The following is a 26,282-nucleotide window of genomic DNA, read 5'->3' as shown; positions in this document are numbered from 1 at the left end:
CCTTTTTTACTGATTTTAAATTCAGTCTTTCTGCACAGAACCGAAAATTTTATCACCTGCATCGCCTAAGCCGGGAACAATATAACCATTTTCGTTTAGACCTTGGTCAACCGATGCAGTAAAGATAATCACATCTGGGTGAGCTGCTTCTACACGTTTAATTCCTTCAGGTGCAGCAACCAAAACCATGACACGGATATCTTTACAGCCACTTGCTTTCAATACATCAATCGCAGCAACCAATGAAGAACCCGTTGCAAGCATTGGATCAATGATCATGGCTAAACGGTTTTGAACGTCAGGTACTAACTTTTTGTAGTAAGTACGCGCTTCAAGTGTTTCTTCATCACGTTCAAGACCCAATACAGAAACTTTAGCACTTGGGATTAGGCTTAAGAATCCATCGAGCATCCCAATACCAGCGCGTAGAATCGGTACGACAGTAATTTTCTTGCCCGCGATACGGTCAACAGTGACTTTACCATTCCAACCCGCAATTTCATGGTCAACCACGGGTAAGTCCTTTGTTGCTTCATACGTCAAAAGCATGGTTACTTCTTGAGCAAGTTCACGGAAGTTCTTGGTGCTGATATCTGCACGACGTAATAAACCTAATTTATGACGAATGAGCGGATGACGGATTTCTTGAATGGGCACGGGAGAACACCTAAAACATAAAAGTAAATTTCCACTATTATAAATGTTTTTTATATAAGAAATAAGAAAAGCCCTCAATCAATGAGGGCTTTTTTTGTTAACCGCTATAGGTTTTTTAGATGATTACACAATTTTATTGAAGAACAATGTGTAATGGAGCTACCAGTTGTGCTTGGTTCGCCAAAGCAATAATCGGATCTGGATAAACACCAATCACCAATACTGCCAATGCTGCAAGCAACACCATGATGCCACCCACTTTCTGACCCCAATGTTTATCAGCATCAATACGTGGTGTTTCTGGTGCTGTCATATACATCACAATCATCACACGGAGGTAGTAGTACAAACCAATACCTGAACCGATAATGATCATTGCAGCAAAGAACCAATGTTGCTCAGACACAACCGTCATCACAAGCATGAACTTACCAATGAAGCCCGCTGTTAACGGAATACCCGCTAAAGACAACATCATCACTGTTAAGGTAGCCGTTAGCACTGGACGACGCCAGAACAAACCACGATAGTCGGCAAGTGTTTCTGCTTCATTGGCATTGTTGTACGGACTCGACATTAACGCGACAGCACCAAAAGCACCGATCGTTGTTAATACATAAGTCACCACATATACGTTTACAGACGTTAAGCTCAAGAATGATGCACTGATCAGACCGAGCATTAAGTAACCGAAATGCGCAATTGAAGAGTAAGCCAAGATGCGCTTAAGGTTGACTTGTTTAACCGCAAGTAAGTTACCTACAAGAATCGACATCACTGCAATCACGATGATGATCGTCTTGATTGCTTCAACGCCAATCACGCCAGAAGACAATAAGTAACGAATAAACAAACCAATCATCGCCACTTTTGCAACAGTTGCTAAGAACGTTGCGATTGGCGCAGGCGCACCTGCATAAACGTCTGGTGTCCATTTATGGAATGGCGCAAGAGACAATTTAAATGCAACTGCGGCAACGATTAAACCAAGACCCAAGATGCCGAATACAGACGTGAATTTCTCACCCAATTGTGGAAGATACGCTTGAAGCGCCATCATCAATTGTGGATCTTGAGTTTGCGTTAATGTCCAGAACATATCATCGACTTGACCAGCAAATGACAGTGAACCCAACATTGCGTAAACGTAAGCCATACCCATCAACAACATCGCCGAAGCGGTTGCTGAAAGCACAAGATACTTAATACCCGCTTCTAAAGACTTCGCACGTTGATGTGTATAAGCCAACAGACCATATACAGGAATCGACATCAACTCTAAGCTGATGAAGAACGATGCAAAGTGAGCGCTTGATACCATTAACATTGCGCCCGAAATCGAGATCAACATTAAGATATACAGCTCTTCACGATTGTCTTTATACGAATCAATATACGCGTGCGATAAAGTACAGCAAGCAAGTGCTGCAACAATAATCACCAACTGATAAAGCAATGAAAATGGATCGACAATAAATAGACCCATCACATTTTTAGGAACAACTTCACCACCAAACATGGTTAATAAAATGTTTGCCAGTGCTAAATTCAGACCAATCACAGAAACAGTCGCAATCAGATTGTGATTACGTTTGATCGCTGTAAGGATCATCACGACGATTGCTGTCAAAGCAACAATCATCACTGGAGCCAATGGCATTAGCTCAGAAAAAGAGAGTGTGAAGTTCATGACTTATTGGATCTCCACATTTTCAAATTGAGTTGTTGTTTGTTGAACAACTTCAACTGCTTCTTGTACTGGAATATAGCTGTTCGCTAACCACGCCATACTTGAGTTTGAAATATCAAGGAAAGTTTGTGGGTAAAGACCAAGCCACAGTAGACCTAAAGCACAGATCGACAGAATCACTAACTCTCGCGCATTTAAATCTTTCAATGGGCTCGTGTAGTGCTGTTTTTGCTCTTCATTTGGCGTACCAAACAATGCTTTGTGAATCAGGATCAAACCATACAAACCAGCGAATACTAAGCTGACCGCAGCAATGATTGTGAACGTTGGGAACTTGGCAAACGCACCCATCAAGATCAGGAATTCACCGATAAAGTTACCTAAACCTGGAATACCCACAAGTGCAGCGACGAAGAACATTAAGAAGAATGGTAAGTATTGGAATTGACCACGGATACCACCCATCAAACGTAAATCACGCGTATGTAAACGCTCATACACTTGACCACACATAATGAACAATGCAGCAGATGACAAGCCATGTGCCAACATCATGATCATTAAGCCTTGGAACGTCAGAACGTTACCTGCATAAATTGCAAGTAATACAAAGCCCATGTGTGAAATTGAAGTGTACGCAAGCAGACGTTTCATATCTGTTTGTTGGAAAGCACACCATGCACCGTAGAAAATACCGATCAAACCAAGAATGATTGCGATATCTGCAAACTGTGCAGACGCAGCGGGGAAGAACGGAATCACGAAACGTAATAAACCGTATGCCGCTGTTTTAATCAAGATACCTGCTAAGTCTACAGAACCTGCTGTAGGCGCTTGAGCATGCGCATCTGGTAACCAACCGTGTAATGGGAAAACTGGAAGTTTTACCGCAAAACCGATGAATAAACAGATCATGAATGCATAAGCAATTGCGGGTGCTTGAGTATCAAGTGCATTTGCTACAGCCATTAAATGACCGTAACCAAAGCTAATCGTTTGCGTCATCATGTATCCATAGATCACCAGACCTAAGATACCCACAAGCATGATCAAACCAGCAACTTGTGTGTAGATGAAGAATTTAGTTGCAGCATAAACGCGCGATTTACCATCTGCTCCTTTATGACCCCAAAGCGCGATCAAGAAGTAGATCGGTACCAACATCATCTCCCAGAAGAAGAAGAAGAGGAACATATCAATCGCTAAGAATACACCGATCACACCACCCAAAGACCATAAAAGGTTTAAGTGGAAGAAACCAACATTCTTTTGAATCTCGCCCCATGAACAGCCCACTGCCAACACACCTAGGAGTGCAGTCAAACCAACCATGAGTAAAGATAAACCATCTACCGCTAAGTGGATGTTAATACCAAGGGTTTGAATCCATGGCACCATGAATTCAGCAGACCACGTTGGAGCAGCGCCACCAACTTCATAGCTATACGTACCTGACTGCCAAAGTGCAATACAGATCACTAAAGTAACAAGCATACCTGCCATCGCAATATAGCGCGGCAAATGTTCGTCGAACTTGTCGACTAACCAACATACAAAACCAGCAATGAACGGTACTAAGATCAGCGCGGGTAAAAACCAGTTGTTTGTGATTTCCATCTTATTTCCCCACGACCTGAGTCACGACCAAGATCATCAAAATGACAACGATACCGAATGCCATACTTGATGCGTATTCACGCAATGAACCTGTTTGACGTGAGCTTGTGAAGCTATGACCACCTTTCACAATAGCAGGAAGCATTAACCACAAACCGTCAATTGGATCACGACCTAAAATCTTCGCGATAAGTAAATAAGGCTTAACAAATACGATGTCATACAACGCATCAAAGCCAAGTGCATTACGGCAAATATTCACGAGTCCAGCACCTAAGCAAGTGTTTGCAAATGATTGAACTGCTTTATATGCAAATGCAAATAACACCACACCAACCACTAGACCAGTCAATGCAACAGCAATGGCTACATATTCAGCGCCATGCGCACCAGCTTTTAGCGCTTCAGGAATTTCAAATGCAGGAATTTGAGCAGCATTCAAAATACTCATGACTGGTGCTTTCAGCACAATTGCCAAGCCTGTAGAAAGTACAGCAAGAATCGCTAAAGGCGCCCAATAGGTTGCACCTTTGATTTCGTGATAAGGCGTGTTTTCTTTACCAAAGAATACGATCCAGATTAAACGGAACGTATAAATAGACGTTAAGAATGCCCCCACAACACCAACCCAATACAAGATATTGAAGATTGACTCACCCGCTAAATGCTGTTGTGTCCATACTGCTGCAAGAATCGCATCTTTTGAGAAGAAACCAATCGTTAAATATGGAATCGCTGCCAATGCACCGCCACCAATGGCGAAACAAGCGAATAGGAATTTGTTCTTGTAGAACAAGCCACCCATTTTGAAAATATTTTGTTCGTGATGGAACGCAAGAATGACTGCACCAGACGACAAGAACAATAACGCTTTAAAGAATGCGTGAGTCAACATGTGGAACAGACCTGCTTGGTATGCTTCTGCACCCACTGCCATGAACATATAACCCAACTGACTCATAGTAGAGTAAGCAAGAATACGTTTGATGTCTGTTTGAACCAAAGCTGCAAAACCAGCAACAAGCAAAGTCACTGCACCCGTGATTGAGATGAAGATCATCACTTCTGGCGCCATTTCCATCACAGAGAACATACGGCAGCACAGGTAAACACCCGCTGTTACCATGGTCGCTGCGTGGATCAATGCAGATACAGGTGTAGGACCTGCCATCGCATCTGCTAACCATGTTTGTAATGGGATTTGAGCAGATTTACCTGCAGCACCCAAGAACAACATTAAAGCAGTCCAAATGGTGAGTGATGAACTTTGTGTCATAACCGTTGGCGCATTTGCTACGATTTCAGCAATATTCAAAGTTCCAAACTGTTGGAAGATTAAGAACAAAGCGATCAATAAGAACACGTCACCAATACGTGTTACGGTAAATGCCTTGATTGCTGCAACACCATTGGATGGGTTTTGGTAGTAGTAACCAATCAGCAAGTAAGAACACAGACCTACACCTTCCCAACCGAGGAACAATAACGCTAAGTTATCGCCAAGTACGAGAAGCAACATGCTCGCAACGAACAAGTTGAAGTAAGAGAAGAAACGTGCGAAATCTTCTTCACCACGCATGTACCATGAAGCAAAGATATGAATCAGGAAACCAACGCCTGTGACCATACCGAGCATCAAGAGCGATAAACCATCAAGGTGTAAGCTAATGCCAGGTGCGAAACCTGCAACATTGAACCACGTCCAAAGATGATGAACTTCAGCTTGTTGACCGCTATTGATAAACTGCATACCTGCAATTAGAGCAAATAATGCAGAAAGACCAACAGAACCTACACCAATGATGGCTGCAACAGATTCAGGAAGCTTGTTACGCCCTGCCGCTAAAAGGACAAAACCAATGAGCGGGAATAATATCGTTAATGCTAATAAACTCATCCGCGCATCTCACTAGCAGCATCTACATCCAAATGATGGAAGCGATGGTAGAACTGAAGGACGATTGCAAGTCCGATACAAGCCTCAGCCGCAGCAAGCGTTAGGATCAGAATGAACATGATTTGTCCATCTGGTTGCACCCAAGCACTGCCCGCCATAACGAATGCAAGCGCTGCTGCATTCATCATCACTTCGAGACTCATTAACACAAATAAAAGGTTACGACGAACCATCACACCGTAAAAACCGAGTGCAAAAAGAATGGTCGCAACAATCAAACCATGTTCTAAAGGGATATTACCCATTATTCTTTTCCTCTTCTGCACTTGGTTCACGTTTGCCCAAATGGAATGCCGCTACCAAGGCAGCAAGCAATAACATCGCAGCAATTTCAACCAATAATAAGTACTTCGTAAACAGTGCAATACCGACTTCTTTCGGTCCAACCATTTCTGTACCCATCAATGGTGCAGTCACGGTGTTGAAATCAGAAGTAAATGTCCAAATCAGCGTTAAGCCCATCAGGAAACTCATCAACGCTGGATATGCCCAAGCAGATGAAGTCATCCATTTACGTTCTTGTTCAACCGTGTGTTGACCTAAATTCAGCATCATCACCACGAATACGAAAAGAACCATGATCGCGCCTGCATAGACGATGATCTCAAGCGCACCCGCAAATGGCGCGCCCACGATCATGAACATCCCTGCTACAGCAAGTAACGACACGATCAAACTTAATAATGCATGTACAGGATTCGCGTTGGTCACAACACGAATCGTGGAAACGATGGCCACAAGTGCCATCAAATAAAATGGCCACATCATGGTAATAGACTCCGTACATCAACTGGCGCGCTTTCGCGTTGTGCTTGACCTTTATCTTTACCTGTTACAGCCATACCCGTTACACGGTAGAAGTTGTAGTCAGGGTATTTACCTGGACCTGAGATGAGTAAGTTTTCTTTCTCATACACCAAATCTTGACGAACGTATTCGCCCAATTCGAAATCAGGTGTCATTTGAATTGCAGTCGTAGGACATGCTTCTTCACACATACCGCAGAAAATACAGCGAGAGAAGTTGATACGGAAAAATTCCGGATACCAACGACCATCTTCTTTTTCAGCTTTTTGTAATGAGATACAGCCAACAGGACATGCAACAGCACAAAGGTTACACGCCACACAGCGCTCTTCGCCATCTGGGTCACGTGTTAACACGATACGACCACGGAAACGCGGTGGTACGATGTCTTCAGCTTTAACTTCTGGATATAAAATGGTGTCACGTTTACGTGTTGCATGGCTAAACACCATGAACAACGAACGAACGATCGTCCCAAATCCAGCTAGAATTTTATACATTTTGTACTCCCTGCTGTCCTAGGCCTGATTCATCAGAATCACAGCACCAGTCACCAACAAGTTGACCAACGCTAAAGGCAAACAAATCTTCCAACCGAAGTTCATCACTTGGTCATAACGAGGACGCATAAGCGAACCACGAGCCAAGACAAACATCATCACAAAGAATGCGGTTTTAATAATGAACCAGAACGCTGGTGGAAGGAACGGAATGTCTAAGTTGAAAGGCGCTAACCAACCACCAAAGAATAAAGTCACGATCAAAGCAGAGATCAGTACCACGTTGACGTATTCCGCAACGAAGAACATCCCCCACTTCATACCACCATATTCAACATGGTAACCTTCAGCCAATTCTTGTTCTGCTTCTGGTTGGTCAAATGGATGACGATGCGTTACCGCAACACCCGCAACCACGAAGATTAAGAACCCTAAGAATTGAGGAATCACAAACCAAACATCTTTTTGCGCTTCTACAATTTCACGCATGTTGAATGAGCCTGCAATCGCAACCACACCCATGAGTGAAATACCCAAGAACACTTCATACGAAATGGTTTGAGCTGCAGAACGTAAACCACCCAGCAATGCATATTTGTTGTTAGAAGACCAACCACCAAATAGAACTGCGTAAACAGCGATACCTGCCATTGCCATAAAGAACAATAGACCGATGCTCATGTCTGCAACACCTAAATAAGGTGAAACAGGAATAACCATGAACGATAGCACCGCAGTTGCCATCGCAACTGCTGGCGCTAAACGGAATGTTAATTTGTCAGCAAACTTCGGTGTCCAGTCTTCTTTGAACATGATTTTAAGCATGTCGGCAACGATCTGGAACATACCACCTGGACCGACACGGTTAGGACCGTAACGGTCCTGCCATAAGCCCAGTAAACGACGCTCAATGAACGACATCAACGCAGCGATCAATACCACAACCAGTAAGATCACAATCGCTTGAACGACTGAGTAGGCAATTGGCCAGTTCTCAGCCCAAAGCGGCGTTTGACGGATTAATTCTTGTTCCATGAATTATGCTCCTACCGCTACTGATACAGGCTCTGCTAACGATACCGTTGGTGCTAGACCAATTGGGTAGCCAATATAACCTGTTGGTAAATATTCAATCACTTGAACTGGAAGCACGATCGACGTATCGCCTGCTTTCACAGTGATTTTTTGACCATCTTTCAAATTCAAACGAGTCGCATCTTGCTCACCCACTGCAAATACCGCTTCAGGAATACGTGATTCCATTGCAGGAGTTTTCACTGTGAATTCACCCGAACCGAAGATGTGATGCATTGGCACTAAACGGAAGCTTTCAGCATTTACAAGTACAGGTGCAGGCGCAACGAATGTACGTGCAGGACGTTTAGTTAAACGATCAAATAAACGGATACCTGAATCACCACCTTTCAATGAACCACCCACTTTGTCTTGGAATTTGTTCCAAGCTTGTGGAGAGTTCCAACCCGCTGACCATGCAAATGGTACAAGTGGTGAAGGTGTTTGATTACCGACATAACCTTCCATAGAGAACGTTAATGCAGAATCTTTATCGCTCGGTTGTTTCGGCTCATGAATCGACAATGGCGCACGCATAGATGTACGACCAGAGTAACGTCGTGGTTCACGCGCAACTTTAAGACCATGTACACGGAAGCCAGCATCTGGAGCGACATCTTGAACCGCTTCTAAAGCAGGGACATTTTTCGCAACTGATTCGATCACATCATCAAGTACAGTCCAAGAGATCGCTTGACCTTTTACGCCAGTTTCAATGGCATGAATCCAACGCCATGATTCTTTAATCGCATATTCAGGTTTGTAGTAGCTTGCGTCATACACTTGGTAGAAACGTTGAGCACGACCTTCTTGAGAAACCACCGTACCATCACCTTCAGCAAATGAAGCAGCCGAAAGAACGATATTCGCCTTTTTCACAGTTTCAGTTTCTGAATGGTCAAGTACGATGATGTCTTTAGCCTTAGCCAACGCAGCATCAATTTGTTTCGCTGGTAAACGACGGTAAAGGTCATTTTCAACAATCACAACCGTGTCGTAGTCTTGAGCAAATGCTTGCTCTAAGCTTAGACCACCCAAAATTGCCATACCCATTGAGTTCACTTCAGGAACCGTCAATGTCAAACCTGCGTTAGCACCCAAGTTTTGAGCAACTTGAGCTGCAGCTTCCATGATCGCAGGATCTTGTAAGCTTGTACCCGAGATGATCAATGGTTTTTTAGCCGCTTTCAACGTATCCGCAATGGTTTGAGCAAATGCTTTTGCATCATCATCTAAACCAAGAATTGCTTCACCTTTCACACCCGCAGCAACAGCAAAACCTAAACGTGCGATGTCGTTTGGAGAAGCAACCACTTCACCCGTTGCCACATCAGCTAGACGTGTTTGCGTTGCAGCCAAGATATAAATTGGAGATTTAGCATCTTGTGCAATACGTTGAACAGGTTCAGCTAACCACTCTTGAGTACGCTTCTCTGCCGCCATTTCTTTAGCTTTATTCTTCGCAGCTTGGCGAACAGATAAAGCCATACGAGGTGCAGTTTGCGTTAAATCTTCACCTAAGATCAGTACCGCGTCATAGCTTTCGATTTCACGCATACCTGGGTTGTATACACCTTCGGTTTGCATGATGGATGCAGCAAGTTCCACCAAGTTCTGCTCTTTTTGAGAAAGACCTGTAGAGAAGTTTGCTTGTCCTACCAATTCACGTAACGCAAAGTTAGATTCAAGTGATGCACGTGGTGAACCAATACCCAATACTTTTTTGCCTTGGATATTTGCAATCACTGTATCTAGAGCTTTATCTACAGAAACGGTTTCAACATTGGTACCTGAACGGAACTGCGGTTGACGTGGACGATCCGCACGGTTGACATAACCTGTACCGAAACGACCTTTATCACATAGGAAGTATTGGTTCACTTCACCGTTGAAACGGTTTTCTACACGACGTAATTCGCCATAACGCTCACCCGGAGAGATGTTACAACCTGAAGAACAGCCTTGGCATACGCTTGGCGCATACTGCATATCCCATTTACGGTTATAACGCTCTGAATGCGTTTTATCAGTAAATACACCTGTTGGGCATACTTCAGTCAAGTTACCTGAGAATTCAGACTCTAACGTGCCTGATTCTGGACGACCGAAGTAAACACGTGATGCATTTGCATACACGCCAAAGTCTGTACCACCAGCGTAGTCTTTGTAGTAACGAACACAACGGTAGCATGCGATACAACGGTTCATTTCGTGAGAAATGAATGAGCCTAGCTCTTGGTTGTAATGCGTACGCTTTGTGAAACGGTAGCGACGACGATCATGCTGAGTCATCACCGTCATATCTTGTAAATGACAGTGACCACCCTCTTCACAGACTGGACAGTCGTGTGGGTGATTGGTCATCAAGAACTCAACAATAGACGCACGAAAATCTTTTGCTTCTTTGTCTTCAATCGAAATATAGGTATTGTCAGACGCAGGCGTCATACATGACATTACTAAGCGACCGCGAGTATCTTCAGGGTTCGCATATTGAGTAACAGCACACTGACGGCAAGAACCAACAGAACCTAAGGATGGATGCCAACAAAAGTATGGGATGTCAATGCCTAGACTCAAACACGCTTGTAGCAAGTTTTCTGAGCCGTCGACTTCATACGATTTACCATCGACATGAATTGTAGCCATAGTCGAATTCCTTAAGCTTGTTCAACGTTGCGAGTTTGAGCAGCAGCATTCACCACTTTTGCTTCAAATTCACCACGGAAATGTTTAAGTGCGCCCATTAAAGGTTCCATCGCACCCGGTGCGTGAGCACAGAAAGTTTTACCAATCCAAAGCTTACGAGTTAACTCTTGTAAGTGATCGATATCTTCCTGCTTACCTTCGCCATTTTCTAACGCTTTCAATGCTTTAACAGCCCAAGGTAAACCATCACGACATGGAGTACAGAAACCACAAGACTCACGTGCAAAGAATTCTTCAAGGTTACGTGTTGCTGAAACCATACATTGAGTTTCATCAACCACCATGAGCAAACACGTCCCTAGACGTGAACCTGCTTTCATGATGCTTTCCGCATCCATAGGAAGATCGATATGTTCTGCAGCCAAAAAGTCTGTAGATGCACCGCCTGGTAACCATGCTTTAAGCTTCAAGCCATCACGCATACCACCCGCGTGATCTTCAATCACTTCACGTGCAGTGGTACCAAAAGGAAGTTCCCAAAGACCTGGGAATTTTACTTTACCTGATGCGCCGTAAATTTTCGTACCTGGATCTTTCGACTTGCCTTCAGACAAACCGATATACCATTCAGGACCACGAAGCATAATTGCGGGTAAGTTATTGTAGGTCTCTACGTTGTTCACAATCGTAGGACGACCCCAAGCACCTGCAACTTGCGGGAATGGTGGTTTAGTACGTGGGTTTGCACGGCGACCTTCAAGCGAGTTAATCAATGCAGTTTCTTCACCACAGATATAACGCCCTGCACCTGTATGCACATATAACTCAAAACTCCAGCCCGTTCCTAGGATGTTTTCACCCAAATAACCTTTGGCACGGATTTGATCTAATGCTTCATTCAAGTACTTCGCAGCTTCGATATACTCACCACGAATGAAGATATAACCATGTGTCGCTTCTAATGTATAAGCAGCAATCAACATCCCTTCGATCAATTGATGAGGAAGATCTTCCATCAACAAACGGTCTTTGAATGTCCCTGGTTCCATCTCATCGGCATTACAAATCAGGTAACGTGGACCTGAGTTGTCATTTGGTGCCATCAGCGACCATTTGATCCCTGCTGGGAAACCTGCACCACCACGACCTTTAACGGTCGCAGCTTTAATCACTTCAAGCACATCTTTCGGTGGCATCGTGATTGCTTTTTTAAAGCCTGCATAACCTTCAAGCGCTTCATAGTCATCAGCACTACGAACATTCGCTTGTTTGCTCAAACGCCATGTCAGCGGATGAGTTTCTGGGTTACCGTCGCCATAAATCGGTTTTGGTTCAGTATTCATACATACTTCTCCAAGAGCTGTTTCACAGAAGACACTTCAACGAGACCGTGAGTATCTTCATTAATCATCAGGGTTGGACCTTTATCACAGTTCCCTAAACAGCAAATCGGCAAAATCGTGAAACGACCATCTGCAGTCGTTTGACCAAATTGAATACCCAATTCACGTTGGAATGCTTCAGCTAAAGTCTCAGCACCCATCAGGAAGCAAGCAATCGAATCACAAAGTAAAATTACATTGCGACCTACGGGCTGGCGATAAATACGGTTATAGAACGTTGCTACACCTTCAAGATCAGCAAGGCTCATACTCAACATTTGAGCAATCGCATTCATCTGTGCATCATCTACCCAACCGTTGCGACGTTGAACGCATTTCAGTGCATCCAAACATGCTGCGCGTGGGTACGGATAATGCTCAATGTGATGTTCGATATCGTGGATTTCTTCCGCAGTCAAAATCCCTTCAACGTTCACACGTGGCTTTTTATCAGTCAAAATCATCATAATGCGTTTACCCCTTAGCGATCCACGTCAGCCATTACGACGTCAATTGTCGCTAAATAAATGATCAAGTCAGACATTAAGCTGCCGTTAATCACAGAAGGCATTTGCTGTAAATGCGTGAAAGTCGGTGTACGGATACGGGTACGGTAACTCATGGTTGACTTGTCTGAAGTCAAGTAGTAGTTCGACGCACCTTTCACCACTTCTGCCATGACAGAAGCTTCACCCGCAGGCATTACAGGACCCCACGATACGCTTAAGAAGTGCGTAATCAGTGTTTCAATGTCTTGCAAAGTCTTATCTTTTGGCGGTGGAACAGCCAATGGATGATCCGCTTTGTACGCGCCAGAAGGCATGTTATCTAAACACTGCTTCACGATTTTTAATGATTCTTCGATTTCACGATAGTGAACCATCACACGTGCATAAGCATCGCCTTCATATTCAACGGGCACATCGAAATCGTAGTTTTCGTATCCGCTATACGGACGATATTTACGAACGTCGAAATCAATACCTGTTGCACGTAGACCTGTACCGGTTACCCCCCAAGCCAATGCAGATTTTGCATCGTATTGAGCAACATTACGAGTACGGCCTACAAACACAGAGTTTTTCAGTGCAGCAGTATGATATTCCTTCAAACGTTTTGGCATCCAATCCAAGATTTCACGGATCAGGTGTTGCCAGTTATTTGGAAGGTCATGTGCTGTACCCCCGATACGGAACCATGCAGGATGCATACGGTAACCCGTGATCGCTTCGATCGCGTCATAGATTTTTTGACGGTCCGCAAACATGTAGAAGACTGGCGTCATACCGCCGGCATCCTGAATCGCAGTACCGATAAACAACAAGTGGTTATTGATACGGAACAATTCAGACATCATGACACGGATACATTGCGCACGATCAGGAACTGTAATCCCTGCCATTTGCTCTACGCCTAACACGTAAGGCATGTTTTGCGCACAACCACCTAAGTAATCAACCCGGTCTGTATAAGGAATGAATGAATGCCAAGTTTGACGTTCAGCCATCTTTTCCACACCCCGGTGGTGATAACCGATATCGGGCACACAGTCTTTCACTTCTTCACCGTCCAACTGCAAAATCACACGGAATGCACCGTGCGCAGATGGATGGTTAGGACCCAAGTTCAAGAACATGAAGTCTTCATCATCATTACCACGCTTCATACCCCAATCTTCAGGTACAAAACGCAGATGCTCTTGTTCATAATCTTGCTTCGCTTGGTTCTGCATATACGGTGTATATTCAGTCGCACGAGCAGAATACTCTTTACGAAGTGGGTGACCTTCCCAATACGTTGGCAACAAAATACGACGGAGCATTGGATGCCCTTCGAAATTGATTCCAAACATATCGTACGCTTCACGCTCGTACCAGTTGGCATTTGGCCAAATGTTGGTTGCTGTCGGAAGATTGAGATCGCTCTCGTTCAGCGCCACTTTAATACGAATGTCCGTGTTACGCTCAAGTGACAACAAGTGATAGAACACAGTGAAGTCAGACGCAGGTAAACCGTCACGGTGCGTACGTAAACGCTCATCTACCGCAGACAAGTCGAACAACATCACGTAAGGACGTGACACTGTACGCAAGAACATTAAAACTTCTTGTACACGTGCGCGCTCAACCCAGACCGTTGGAAAATCTTCAAAAGTCGTTTGCACATAGAAGTTCTCACCAAATTTGGTTTTGAGATCTTCTACAATCGCAAATGCTGGGCGTGAATCAACTGGAGTTGACTCTGGCATAGCAATGTCAGTTTCAGCCATTAGCTTGGCTTCCTATTTAATACAAATTCAGTCAACCAAAACGACAATTACACCCATTTGGGTGCATCAAAATTTTGTCGCTCAGATTATTTAATTTCATCCATAGAGCGTAAGTTTTTCACTGCAATACGTTCAGCATTCTTACGATCACGTTCTGGCATCATCTTTGGCTTATATACAGGCTTAAGATCATCACCAATCACCGCAGAAAGTGGACGGCGCTCAAGTTGAATTTGGTCTTGCAGCAACATCAAGGCTTGAATCAAAGCTTCAGGACGAGGTGGGCAACCTGGGATATACACATCAACAGGAATAATTTTATCTACACCTTGTACAACCGAGTAAATGTCGTACATACCCCCAGAGTTTGCACATGCACCCATAGAAATCACCCATTTTGGTTCAAGCATTTGTTCATACAAACGTTGAATTACTGGAGCCATTTTTACGAAGCACGTTCCTGCAACGATCATCAAGTCCGCCTGACGCGGTGAAGCACGAATAACTTCTGCACCGAAACGCGACAAGTCATGCACACCTGTTAAGGTGGTTGCATACTCAACGTAACAGCATGATGTACCAAAGTTAAACGGCCAAACTGAGTTCTTACGCCCCCAGTTTACTGCTGTATGTGCTACGTCCTCTAAACGAGTCATAAACACATTTTTATTCACTTCTTCTTCAAGCGGATCTGTCACGATTTGACGCTCTTGAAGTGGATATTGATCAGCATCCGGATTCGCACGGGTTAATGTATATTTCATCCCGTATTACTCCTTATCAGATGATGCAGTCGGTGTCTTAGACTTCACACGACCAGACGATTGTGCTGGAATTTGACCCGTAGGATCGATTACCAACTCTTCAATTGAGTTAAAGCGTGTAATTTCCGCGATGTCCATATTTGGAGAACCGATTTTAGCTTTAATTCCTGCTGCTTTACGCTTATCCGAAGGAGCCCAATTCAGTGCGCCTGTAGAAAGTTCGTAAATCAAACCCACAAGTAAAACTAAAATAAATACGGCTGCAGCTGCAAAACCGACCCAACTTACTTCACGAACTGAAACAGCCCATGCATATAAGTAAAGTGCTTCTAAGTCAAAAACCACAAAGAAAATTGCAACTAAATAGAACTTTGCAGACAAGCGAATACGTGCACCACCTGCACCTACAACACCTGACTCAAATTGCTCTTGTTTCGCACGACCCCATGATTTACCACCAAGGAGTAATGGAACAGTCAGCATAAAGACGCATAAAAATGTAACGCCGATCACGAAGGCAATAATTGCCCATTCGTATGGAGTAATGGCACTCATGCGGGGATAACTCCTGGCAGGCCTATTTATTAACAAAAGAATGTATGTATTGGCCTTTAAATACACCAAACACAAAATTAATCCCGCCAATTGTACCTGATTGCAGTCGTCAGTTGCTAGCGTAAGCGTCTTAGTCTTTGGGATGATATTTTAAGCAATCTTCAGAAAAAAATGATTTGATCACCCTATATTCAGCATTAATCGTTTTATTGAATAGAAAAGTGATTTTTGATTATTATTTTTTTATTTTGATAAAAGCTGGTTATTAATTGTATGAAAGCTCCTCATATCGCTTACATTGCATCACCTTTTCAAAATAGTCAAAGTTCAAGACGCCAAAAATAAATTCCCAGCAACCCATTAAGATTCGTGTGATTTTTTGCAAATCTTACTGCATCTGATCCATTGTTTATGTTATTTATAATGTAAACATCATTGTTTTCAAACAGAGTTCAAAAATATAGACAGCTGATCAATATAAAATTTGATCAGTAAAAGATGTTGCATAACATCATTGACTATTTCCAAATAAACAACCTGTTTAAAAAATAAAGAATTTAACCAACCAAATTCCATCGAAAAGGAAAACAAGAATGTCCCTAGAATTTACGCACAAACCGAATTACTTTTTATATGCTCAACTGATGATCCGTCATATTGAGTCTTATATCAAAAAACATCCTGATGCGAATAATGCCATTTTCGATTTGCGTGACATTTATCAAGTCTTCCGCGAAGACCTCCCATCGACCACGACAAATTTAGATGCGATTTTAAATATCGCAGATGAATATACAGTGGAAACACTCGCTGGAGATCAAAAGATCATTAGTCAGTACAATATCAATGCATCCGACAACAGCTTATTGATTGATTTTAATTCAGATGCGTTAACCGCCCTGAGAGACGGTAAAAAAATCAATGAGCCTGATGCAAATAACTATCAATAGTTATAAATGTGCTGGCAATAGTTATAAATGTGCTGGAGATAGATTCAATCAAGAGATCAACCAATTTACCTCTTGATGATCTTCTAATTGTTTACACCGCTCCAATTATCCAATAAATAAAAATATCCAATCAATAAAAAAGCACCTTCTGGTGCTTTTTTTATGATTCACACGATCTAATCAGATTATAAAGCCTATCAAAGCTTCTCAATGCTTATTAAATTTTATTGAATTTAACTATGTATGCGTTGCGCTTCTTTTCTTTTTAAACCGCTGTGCGGGCCACTCCATCACAAAACGGGCACCGCCCAAGGTTGGACTTTGATCTACTTTAATTGTTCCACCAAACCAGTACGCAATCCGACTCACGATCGAAAGCCCCAAACCATAACCACCCGATGCTCGAGTACGACTATCATCTAAACGTGCAAAGGCTTCAAACACTCGTTCGCGCTCGGCTTCAGGAATACCTGGACCGTCATCCTCTACACAAACATAGGCCATGCCTTCAGCAGTTACACCACCACTAATCAATATTTGATCGTCACAGTAGCGCACCGCATTTCCCACCAAGTTCTGCACCACGCGATGCAAGTAACGGCGCTCAGCATCGACCACTAAGTTTAAAGGCGGTGCCGCCAATTGAATCTTTTTATTGGTTTTCAGTGCTTCAGTTTCGATGACCACCTGATCAAGCACTTCAAATAAGATAATTTTTTCAATCTCTAAGGAGGGCATACCTTGCTCAAGCTTGGCATAAGTCATGATTTCATCAATCAAAGTATTCAGTGCTTCAATATCTTTATCAATCATTTCCACTTGTTGAAGACGATACTCATGCTCGTCCTCATCTGCCAACATCTCCATCCCAAAACGAATACGTGCCACAGGTGTCCGAAGTTCATGTGACACCGCACGCATCAGCTCCCGCTGCGCCTCAATCAAACGCTGAATATGATCAGACATGCTGTTATAGCTAGAAGCAAGACTGGCCATTTCGTCGCGCCCTTCAACAGGTACGCGCGTTGACATATCCCCCTTTTGCATGACATTTAAAGCATCATTCACCTGACGCAACTTACGCTGCATCGGTACAATCAAACCATAAACACCCAGACAAAGGATAAACATACTGAGTAAAGTAATACCTGCCGCCAACTGAAATGGCATCCAATTGAACATTGGAATCGGACCAATTTGCAACACATTGCCTGGAGAGTTTGGCATGGGTGAAATGACTGAAAAAGTCGTGCCTTTTGCCGTTGCGCTATCTTGATAAAGAATCACACTTTGATCTGAACGCAAGCGACCAATTTGTTCTGAATCCAACTTCAAAGTTGCAATATTCTTAATTTCAATATCGTAATAGAAGTGGTCTTTGATTTTCTGTAAGTGTTCTTGTTCTTGTCCAGGATAGTAAACCAAGTAATCCCAAATAAAGACAGGAATTACCTTCATTTGTTTTTCACCAATACTGTCTATCTTGATATAGAGGTACTGTGTAGGATCATTGGAAATACCAACCACCAGATAAGCAATGCCCTTTTCAGCATCGTAACGCACCACAGCCTTGTGTTGTTCAATTCGCTTTAACTCTGTACGTGACAACTCAACTTTTTTTGAATCCAATAAAAAAATCGGAAGTTCTAGTAGATGAGATGCATCAGAAATCCAATCATTTTTTTGTTGAGATGTTTGCTGGCGAGCAACGCCCTCACTGATGACATACGCAATGCCATCTGTCAAAGACTCTCGATATTCTTGCGCGCGCTGATAGTTAATGATTTGCACCAGCAAATAACTAAATATCGCCACCAGAACAACCAAAATCACGAGACCTGCATAGATTCGCAGAAAGATACTGTGTTTAGACACGTATGAATAACCTAGAAAATTGGCGGATAAGCCGAATGGCTTGAAAGCAGATTCAAGCCTTCTGGTTTAAACCAAGAGATGATTACATCCCGTTGGTTTCTTTAACAAATAAATAACCTTTACTACGAACAGTTTTAATACGTTTTGGATTTTCTGGATCATCGCCAATTTTTGGACGAATACGCGAAATACGCACATCGATTGAACGGTCTTGACCATCGTATTCAATACCGCGTAAACGCTCGAAAATATCTTCACGAGATAAAATACGACCGGCATTCGACGCCAACAACCACAATAAATCGTATTCAGCACTGGTGAAATCAACCAACTCACCATTCAATGTCACTGAACGACCACCGTTATCAATGACCAAGTCATCAAATTCAATACGCTGTGCCACTTCATCTTCAGGCGTTTTATCAGTACGACGCAGTAATGCACGGATACGCGCTAAAAGCACACGCGGTTGCACAGGCTTCGCAACATAGTCATCTGCACCCATTTCCAAGCCGAGTACCTGATCCATATCTTCAGTACGGGCAGTCAACATCAAAATCGGTTGATGATAATGTGGACGAACTTCACGACAAACGGTTAAACCATCTGCACCAGGAAGCATCACATCCAATACAACCATGTCAGGTTGTTCCGCAATAATACGACGAATGGCACGATTACCATCTGGCTCAACCCCAACCTCTAAACCATTACGAATTAAGTATTCTTGCGTTAAACGCGCAAGACGCTCGTCATCTTCAACGATTAAAATTTTAGGTAACTTTTCTTCTTGGCTCATACACCGCCCCTATATTTGACTGGGTTTACGCTACAAATTTTGTAGATTCAACACGCTATGCTTGCAATATACACACGTTTACATTGTAAACAAGATGCTATTCACCAAACTGATACACGACCGTAGCAATTTGTTGTTTTTTATTAATCCTTGAATTTTAGGCGTTTTTATCCCTTAATTCACACCTTATCCTTTATTTAAATTATTTTGAGTAATAATTGCGAGTAATTTTTATACAAATTGTTTCATTGGCTTCTTTTTTACTGCCAATTATCTCTTTTTTCGGCTTTTAAAGTTATCCACAACCTTATCTATAAGCACACCAAAAAAGCTCTGTTATGCTAGCCACCTTTAAAAATATTCACACCACAAAAATGATTTTCGTCGGGAAAACAATGCTCAAATCATGCATCCCCTCGGTAAAAAAAATTATCAAAATGTCAATATTGATCTAAGCGAAAAATTACCGTATCTTGTGTCTTAAATCTAATTAAACCACTAAGTCTTGTGTTTATCCCTCAAATGTCGTGACGATGAAATTCCATCATTTTGTCCGATTCAAATGGTCTATAAACATAATAATGATGACAATGGAGCTACGCTGACAATGAGCGCTAATACAACCCCCGGTCAACTTCAAGTGATTAAACGCACTGGTGATGTTGCCACTTTTGATGCAGATAAAATCGCTGTAGCCATTGGTAAAGCTTTCTTGGCCGTTGAAGGTCAACCAAGCGCTGATTCAAGTCGAATCCACGATCGCATCACGCAGTTGACTGAGATGGTGATGAATACGTTTAACCGTCGTTTACCGTCTGGTGGCACAATTCACATTGAAGAAATTCAAGATCAAGTTGAATTAGCACTGATGCGTACAGGCGAACAGAAAGTTGCTCGTGCGTATGTGATTTATCGTGAACAACGCTCAGAAGCACGTAAACAAAAAGGCGCTCATCATCACCCTTCTCTTCAAATCACAGGTACGAACGGTCAGCTAGAACCTCTTGATTTAAGTCGCTTACACGCAACAATTGCCAAAGCAAGTGAAGGCTTGGAAGGCATCGATGTTCAAGCCATCGTTGATGAAACTGTAAAGAACTTATACAACGGCGTGAAAGCAACCGACATCTCAACCACCATGATGATGGCAACGCGTACCCGTATTGAACAAGAACCAAACTATACTTATGTGACAGCACGTTTACTTCGTGACAACTTGGTTGCAACAGGTCTTGAGTTCTTGGGTCTACCGACAGATACCCATGAAGGTGCTGCTTTAGAAACATTCTTGAAAAAAGGTGTTGAGCTTGAGCTTCTATCTCCAGAATTGCTTAACTTTGACCTTGAAAAATTAGCAGCAGCAATTAAACCTGAACGCTCAAACCAATTCACGTATTTAGGTCTACAAACATTATTTGACCGTTACTTCATCCACTCAGATGACGTACGTTTCGAATTACCACAGTTATTCTTCATGCGTGTATGTATGGGCCTAGCGCTCAACGAAGACAACCGTGAAGATCGTGCCATCGAATTCTATAACTTATTGTCTAGCTTCGATTACATGGCATCTACGCCGACATTGTTTAACTCAGGTACTTTACGTCCCCAATTATCAAGCTGCTACTTAACGACAATCGCAGATGACCTTTATAACATCTACGGTTCTATGCGTGACAATGCCCTTCTTTCTAAATGGGCGGGTGGTTTAGGTAATGACTGGACACCTGTTCGTGCATTGAACTCTTATATCAAAGGCACAAACGGCAAATCTCAAGGCGTTGTTCCGTTCCTAAAAGTTGCCAATGATACCGCTGTTGCGGTCAACCAAGGTGGTAAGCGTAAAGGTGCAGTATGTGCATACCTTGAAACTTGGCACTTAGACATTGAAGAATTCCTAGAGCTTCGTAAAAACACAGGTGATGACCGTCGTCGTACACACGACATGAATACAGCAAACTGGGTTCCAGATTTGTTCATGCAACGTGTATTTGAAGATGCTGAATGGACATTGTTCACGCCATCTGAAACACCTGATCTACATGATTTGACTGGTTTAGCATTCGCAGAACGCTATGCTTATTATGAAGGCATCGCGAAAGAAACAAATATGCTGCACAAGAAAATTCGTGCAAAAGATTTGTGGCGCAAAATGTTGTCGATGTTGTTTGAAACAGGTCATCCGTGGATCACATTTAAAGACGTGTGTAACTTACGTTCACCACAACAACACGTCGGTGTCGTTCACTCTTCTAACTTGTGTACAGAAATCACACTCAATACAAACCAAGACGAAATCGCAGTTTGTAACTTAGGTTCGATTAACCTTGTACAACACGTGAAAGGTGGTGTATTAGACCGTGAAAAATTGGCTCGCACAGTAAAAACTGCTGTTCGTATGCTCGATAACGTCATTGACATCAACTACTACGCTGTTGAACAAGCACGCACTTCTAACATGAAGCACCGCCCTGTGGGTATGGGTATCATGGGCTTCCAAGATGCTTTATACGAAATGCAAATTGCTTACGGTTCTGATGCGGCAGTTGATTTTGCCGATGAATCAATGGAAGTCATTTCTTACTACGCCATTTCAACATCTAGTGACTTAGCTGTTGAACGTGGTGCTTACGAGACCTTTAAAGGATCACTTTGGGATCAAGGTATCTTACCAATCGACTCTTTAGACATCGTTGCTAAATCTCGTCCAGATCGTATGTTTGAAGTAGATCGTACTACCCGTTTGGATTGGGATATTTTACGTGCCAAAGTTCAAAAAGACGGTATGCGTAACTCAAACGTAATGGCGATTGCACCTACGGCAACTATTTCAAATATTTGCGGTGTGTCCCAGTCGATCGAACCAACATTCCAAAACCTGTATGTGAAATCTAACCTTTCTGGCGAATTCACAGTGATCAACCCGTACTTAGTGCGTGCGTTAAAAGATCGTGGTTTGTGGGATTCTGTCATGGTAAATGACCTGAAACATTTTGAAGGTTCTGTACAAAAAATTGCACGTATTCCTGAAGAATTAAAAGCAATCTTTGCAACTGCGTTCGAAGTTGAGCCACGTTGGATTGTGGATGCTGCATCTCGTCGTCAAAAATGGATCGATCAAGCACAGTCTCTTAACCTTTACATCTCTGGTGCGAATGGTAAGAAATTGGATATGACCTACAAAATGGCATGGTTGCGTGGTCTTAAGACAACTTATTACCTCCGTGCATTGGGTGCGACATCTGCTGAGAAATCAACCATTAACACTGGCGCATTGAATGCAGTAAAAGCAACGACTGTTGCTGCACCTGTGGCTGCTGTTGCAAAAGAACAACCTAAAGCAGAAGCTCCGACTGAAGAAGATGATTTCGGTCAAGCTGCGCCAGTGCCAATGGCATGTTCAATTGACAACCCTGATTGTGAGGCTTGTCAGTAATCTGACCACCTCCCCTAACCCCTCCTAAAAGGAAGGGGAATCACATCCCATAATCTAAGGTGTGAAAGTCCCTCTTTCTTAAAGAGGGATTTAGGGAGATTAAAAAAATCAAACAAAAGGAAATCACTATGCCACATATGACGCATAACTACATGTTAGGCCTAATTGCCTTGGTGATTTCCTTTTTAGTTTGCTTTTATATTCCACTGGCAATTGCGTGGATTACGATTCGTAAACAACAGCGTAAGCAAAATAAGTAGTGTGGACTGCCTTTTATTTAAAAAATGGCGATGATCCGCAAAACTTAATTTTGCTTACACAAATTAAGCGTATAGTAGATATCTCTCGTTGAGATATCTGCACAAAAAGATATAAGCAACGTAGAGAGAATTGATATGTCTATCCTAAGTTGGGACGATTTCGAAGATGATTCGCAAAAACCGGCTGCACCTGAACTCAAGTCTGCGCCCCTCGAACCGCAAAAAACGGTTAATACACCGTTGGTATCTGATGCAAGCAACCAACCGTCGAGTGTGGCAGCTGCACAACCCGCTCGAACCAATCAAAGCGCCGCAAAACATTCAACCGATTCATTGGCAAGAGCATCTGCTGCCTTAGAAACTTTGGATGCTGCTCCAGGCTTGGAAGAGCTTGAAATGGGCGCGCAACGTGTACAAGTTGACGACAAAGCCATGATTAACTGTCGTGCTGACTTGAACCAACTTGTACCGTTCAAATACGAATGGGCTTGGCAGAAGTATCTGGACGGTTGTGCAAACCACTGGATGCCTCAAGAAGTCAACATGAACCACGACATCGCGCTTTGGAAGTCTGAAAATGGCTTAACTGAAGATGAGCGTACCATCGTCATGCGTTCTTTAGGTTTCTTCTCGACTGCCGATTCACTGGTTGCAAACAACTTAGTATTGGCGATCTACCGTCACATTACTAACCCTGAATGCCGTCAATACATTCTGCGTCAAGCGTTTGAAGAAGCGATTCACACGCATGCTTACCAATACTGTATCGAATCTTTAGGTATGGATGAAGGCGAAGTCTTTAACATGTACCGTGAAGTTCCATCAGTTGCACGTAAAGCAGCTTGGGGCTTGAAGTACACTCAATCGTTGTGTGATCCTACATTCAAAACAGGTACACCTGAAAACGACCAAATCTTGCTTCGCAACTTGATCGCGTTCTACTGTGTTCTTGAAGGGATCTTCTTCTACTGTGGTTTCTCTCAAATCTTGTCTATGGGTCGTCGTAACAAGATGAATGGTGTTGCTGAGCAATTCCAATACATCTTACGTGATGAGTCTATGCACTTGAACTTTGGTATCGATATGATCAACCAAATCAAGATTGAGAACCCAAGTCTATGGACGACTGAATTCCAAGAAGAAATCGTTCAAATGATTCTTGAAGGTACGATGCTTGAGATCGAATATGCACGTGATACCATGCCACGCGGTGTATTGGGTATGAATGCTGCGATGATGGAAGAATATTTGAAGTTCATCGCAAACCGTCGTTTGGCTCAATTGGGCTTACCTGAACAATTCGCTGGTGTGAATAACCCATTCCAGTGGATGTCTGAGATGATGGACTTACGTAAAGAGAAGAACTTCTTCGAAACACGTGTTACAGATTATCAAACTGGCGGTGCGTTAAGCTGGTAATAGCTTTTTAGATTTATTTCTAAAAAGGGAGGGTTAATCCCTCCCTTTTTTTATTGTGATTTGAATTAAATAATTAACTTATTAAAAATCAATTATATGAGATAAATTCATGCAACCCATGTATACACTCGATGAAGAATTCCCAATTCTAGATAGAGAAATCGAAATTGCACATTCCTCTCTCACCCACACTCTTTACAATCATATACACAAGCAAAATATACGCTTCTTAAGCATGTATATTAATGAAGAAGAATCTCTAAATTTACAAATTACAAATCGTCTTAAATTTCAAATTACATGCATAAAAAATAATATCAAAAGTTTTAAAATTACAAAGTTCGATAGTGATGTGTGCTGATAAAAACGGAGGCTTTCACTTGGTAAACTAGACATACTCATCAGGAGTTTACCATGAGCAAAAAACAAAAGATTTATACAGCAGAATTCAAAGCTGAAGCAATCAAAGCGATTGAATCAAATCAAGGCAATGTCTCTGAAACTGCTCGACAGCTTGGTATTTCCATGCAAACCCTTTCAAATTGGTACAACAAAGCAAAGGTTGGGACATTAGAAGGAACACAACAATATTTGCCCGATCTCGTTGCTCTACTCGAAGAAAATAAGAAACTCAAACAACAACTCAAAACTGCGGAAATGGAAAAAGAATTTCTAAAAAAAGCGGCAGCGTACTTTGCCAAAGAAAGTCAGTGAGGTACGCTTATATGAAAGAGCACAAAAACACATACCCAACCACGATGATGGCTAGATTGCTAAATGTCTCAGTATCAAGGTTTTATGATTGGCTTAAACAAGGTTTAAGCCAACGAAAGATTCTAAGCAATCAGCAGACAATATTGGTCAAAATCGCCCATCAAAAGACCAATGAAAGTTACGGTTATATTCGGCTGACCAAGTATTTACAGGCTCAAGGTATCCAAATTAGCCAGTATGCTGTGCGTTGCATTAAACAGCAGAATCATCTGTACTGTAAGCGCCATAAGCGTTTTAAAAGAACAACGAATAGCGACCACAATCGTTCTATTTATAATAATTTGTTAGAGCAAAACTTTGCAGTAACTGCTCCAAATGTTGCGTGGGTAAGTGACATTACATATGTATGGACAGCTGAAGGATGGCTGTATCTAGCTGCTTTAAAAGACCTTTGTAGCAAACAAGTGGTTGGCTATAGCTTAAGTGAACGGATGACATCACAGCTTGTTTGCAACGCACTTAGCATGGCTATCCGCAATCATAAACCCTCTCGAAACTTAATCGTTCACTCAGACAGAGGAAGCCAATATTGCAGTAAAGAATATCGGAATATGCTTGAAAAATATGGTTTCGAAGGCTCAATGAGTAAAAAAGGAGATTGTTACGATAATGCGCCGATTGAAAGCTTTTGGGGAATATTAAAGAACGAACTTGTACATCATCGCAATTATAAAACAAGGGAGGAAGCTAAGGCTGATATTACAAAATATATAGAGTTATTTTATAATCAGCAGAGAATTCAGAAAGGATTGGATTTTAAGACACCAAATCAAATGGCAGAGGACTTTTACAAGTTGGCTGCCTAGAATCTCCCAAGTTAAAGCCTCCTGTTAATTCAGCATACATCA

At 42.5% G+C, this 26,282-nt stretch carries 21 protein-coding genes; 5 read left to right on the top strand and 16 right to left on the bottom strand.

From position 1 onward, the window contains the following. Positions 1 to 21 precede the first annotated feature (21 nt). From upp to ndhC, 14 genes are all read right to left on the bottom strand, one after another. The gene (gene upp, locus AC5YCE_RS05820) at positions 22 to 657 is read right to left on the bottom strand and encodes a uracil phosphoribosyltransferase (RefSeq protein ID WP_496171379.1); all 636 of its coding nucleotides are present in this window, start codon (positions 655 to 657) and stop codon (positions 22 to 24) included. A 133-nt stretch (positions 658 to 790) separates the two neighbouring features. Next, positions 791 to 2,347, bottom strand: coding sequence for an NADH-quinone oxidoreductase subunit NuoN (gene nuoN, locus AC5YCE_RS05815; protein ID WP_496124476.1), 1,557 nt, complete (start codon positions 2,345 to 2,347; stop codon positions 791 to 793). A gap of 3 nt (positions 2,348 to 2,350) precedes the next feature. Further along, positions 2,351 to 3,958 (bottom strand): NADH-quinone oxidoreductase subunit M, encoded by a 1,608-nt coding sequence (nuoM, locus tag AC5YCE_RS05810; RefSeq protein WP_496124601.1) that lies wholly within the window; start codon positions 3,956 to 3,958, stop codon positions 2,351 to 2,353. Positions 3,959 to 3,965: 7 nt separating this feature from the next. After that, entirely contained in the window at positions 3,966 to 5,861 is a 1,896-nt protein-coding gene (nuoL, locus tag AC5YCE_RS05805; protein ID WP_496171378.1) for an NADH-quinone oxidoreductase subunit L, read from the bottom strand. After that, positions 5,858 to 6,166 (bottom strand): NADH-quinone oxidoreductase subunit NuoK, encoded by a 309-nt coding sequence (gene nuoK / locus AC5YCE_RS05800; RefSeq protein WP_496124474.1) that lies wholly within the window; start codon positions 6,164 to 6,166, stop codon positions 5,858 to 5,860. Before nuoK ends, nuoL begins: the two co-directional genes overlap by 4 nt. Next, a complete protein-coding gene (gene nuoJ / locus AC5YCE_RS05795; protein WP_496124600.1) occupies positions 6,159 to 6,686 on the bottom strand; it encodes an NADH-quinone oxidoreductase subunit J in 528 nt (175 codons plus the stop codon). The genes nuoK and nuoJ overlap by 8 nt, the downstream gene beginning before the upstream one ends. Continuing rightward, positions 6,686 to 7,228, bottom strand: a complete 543-nt coding sequence (gene nuoI / locus AC5YCE_RS05790) for an NADH-quinone oxidoreductase subunit NuoI (protein ID WP_496124473.1) — start codon at positions 7,226 to 7,228, stop codon at positions 6,686 to 6,688. The genes nuoJ and nuoI overlap by 1 nt, the downstream gene beginning before the upstream one ends. Positions 7,229 to 7,246: 18 nt before the next feature. Then, entirely contained in the window at positions 7,247 to 8,263 is a 1,017-nt protein-coding gene (nuoH, locus tag AC5YCE_RS05785; RefSeq protein ID WP_496124472.1) for an NADH-quinone oxidoreductase subunit NuoH, read from the bottom strand. A 3-nt stretch (positions 8,264 to 8,266) separates the two neighbouring features. After that, the gene (nuoG, locus tag AC5YCE_RS05780; RefSeq protein ID WP_496171377.1) at positions 8,267 to 10,951 is read right to left on the bottom strand and encodes an NADH-quinone oxidoreductase subunit NuoG; all 2,685 of its coding nucleotides are present in this window, start codon (positions 10,949 to 10,951) and stop codon (positions 8,267 to 8,269) included. 11 nt (positions 10,952 to 10,962) lie between these two features. Then, the gene (gene nuoF, locus AC5YCE_RS05775) at positions 10,963 to 12,294 is read right to left on the bottom strand and encodes an NADH-quinone oxidoreductase subunit NuoF (protein WP_496171376.1); all 1,332 of its coding nucleotides are present in this window, start codon (positions 12,292 to 12,294) and stop codon (positions 10,963 to 10,965) included. Next, complete coding sequence (nuoE, locus tag AC5YCE_RS05770; protein WP_496124469.1) at positions 12,291 to 12,800, bottom strand: NADH-quinone oxidoreductase subunit NuoE; 510 nt, start codon at positions 12,798 to 12,800, stop codon at positions 12,291 to 12,293. Before nuoE ends, nuoF begins: the two co-directional genes overlap by 4 nt. A gap of 14 nt (positions 12,801 to 12,814) precedes the next feature. Next, a complete protein-coding gene (gene nuoC / locus AC5YCE_RS05765; RefSeq protein WP_496124468.1) occupies positions 12,815 to 14,602 on the bottom strand; it encodes an NADH-quinone oxidoreductase subunit C/D in 1,788 nt (595 codons plus the stop codon). 86 nt (positions 14,603 to 14,688) lie between these two features. Beyond that, positions 14,689 to 15,366 carry a NuoB/complex I 20 kDa subunit family protein gene (locus AC5YCE_RS05760; protein ID WP_004695382.1) on the bottom strand — a complete coding sequence of 226 codons (678 nt, stop codon included), beginning with the start codon at positions 15,364 to 15,366 and terminating at the stop codon, positions 14,689 to 14,691. A gap of 6 nt (positions 15,367 to 15,372) precedes the next feature. Further along, positions 15,373 to 15,921 (bottom strand): NADH-quinone oxidoreductase subunit A, encoded by a 549-nt coding sequence (gene ndhC, locus AC5YCE_RS05755; RefSeq protein WP_496124465.1) that lies wholly within the window; start codon positions 15,919 to 15,921, stop codon positions 15,373 to 15,375. Between the two features lie 593 nt (positions 15,922 to 16,514). On the opposite strand from ndhC, the gene AC5YCE_RS05750 reads away from it, so the two are divergent. Next, positions 16,515 to 16,871, top strand: coding sequence for a hypothetical protein (locus AC5YCE_RS05750; protein WP_496124464.1), 357 nt, complete (start codon positions 16,515 to 16,517; stop codon positions 16,869 to 16,871). 237 nt (positions 16,872 to 17,108) lie between these two features. On the opposite strand, the gene bfmS is transcribed toward AC5YCE_RS05750, so the two are convergent. Next, on the bottom strand, positions 17,109 to 18,746 hold the full coding sequence (gene bfmS / locus AC5YCE_RS05745; protein ID WP_496124462.1) for a sensor histidine kinase BfmS: 1,638 nt from the start codon (positions 18,744 to 18,746) through the stop codon (positions 17,109 to 17,111). Positions 18,747 to 18,828: 82 nt separating this feature from the next. After that, entirely contained in the window at positions 18,829 to 19,545 is a 717-nt protein-coding gene (bfmR, locus tag AC5YCE_RS05740; protein ID WP_035267251.1) for a response regulator transcription factor BfmR, read from the bottom strand. Between the two features lie 562 nt (positions 19,546 to 20,107). Here bfmR and AC5YCE_RS05735 point away from each other — a divergent pair. The 4 genes from AC5YCE_RS05735 (at position 20,108) to AC5YCE_RS05720 (ending at position 26,240) form a co-directional block, all read left to right on the top strand. Further along, positions 20,108 to 22,981: a ribonucleoside-diphosphate reductase subunit alpha gene (locus tag AC5YCE_RS05735; protein ID WP_496171375.1), complete on the top strand. Its 2,874-nt coding sequence runs from the start codon at positions 20,108 to 20,110 to the stop codon at positions 22,979 to 22,981. 128 nt (positions 22,982 to 23,109) lie between these two features. Next, positions 23,110 to 23,241 carry a hypothetical protein gene (locus AC5YCE_RS05730; RefSeq protein ID WP_496171374.1) on the top strand — a complete coding sequence of 44 codons (132 nt, stop codon included), beginning with the start codon at positions 23,110 to 23,112 and terminating at the stop codon, positions 23,239 to 23,241. Between the two features lie 135 nt (positions 23,242 to 23,376). Next, a complete protein-coding gene (locus AC5YCE_RS05725) occupies positions 23,377 to 24,660 on the top strand; it encodes a ribonucleotide-diphosphate reductase subunit beta (protein ID WP_496171373.1) in 1,284 nt (427 codons plus the stop codon). Positions 24,661 to 25,074: 414 nt separating this feature from the next. Then, positions 25,075 to 26,240, top strand: a protein-coding gene (locus AC5YCE_RS05720; protein ID WP_496171372.1) for an IS3 family transposase whose coding sequence is annotated in 2 segments (ribosomal slippage) — positions 25,075 to 25,342 and positions 25,342 to 26,240 — 1,167 coding nt in all. Because the reading frame shifts where the segments join, the coding sequence is not laid out codon by codon here. Positions 26,241 to 26,282 lie beyond the last annotated feature (42 nt).

Source organism: Acinetobacter sp. CY79 (genome assembly GCF_059515845.1).
The sequence above is the reverse complement of the archived record's forward strand: the minus strand, read 5'-3'. Positions and strand labels throughout refer to the sequence as shown.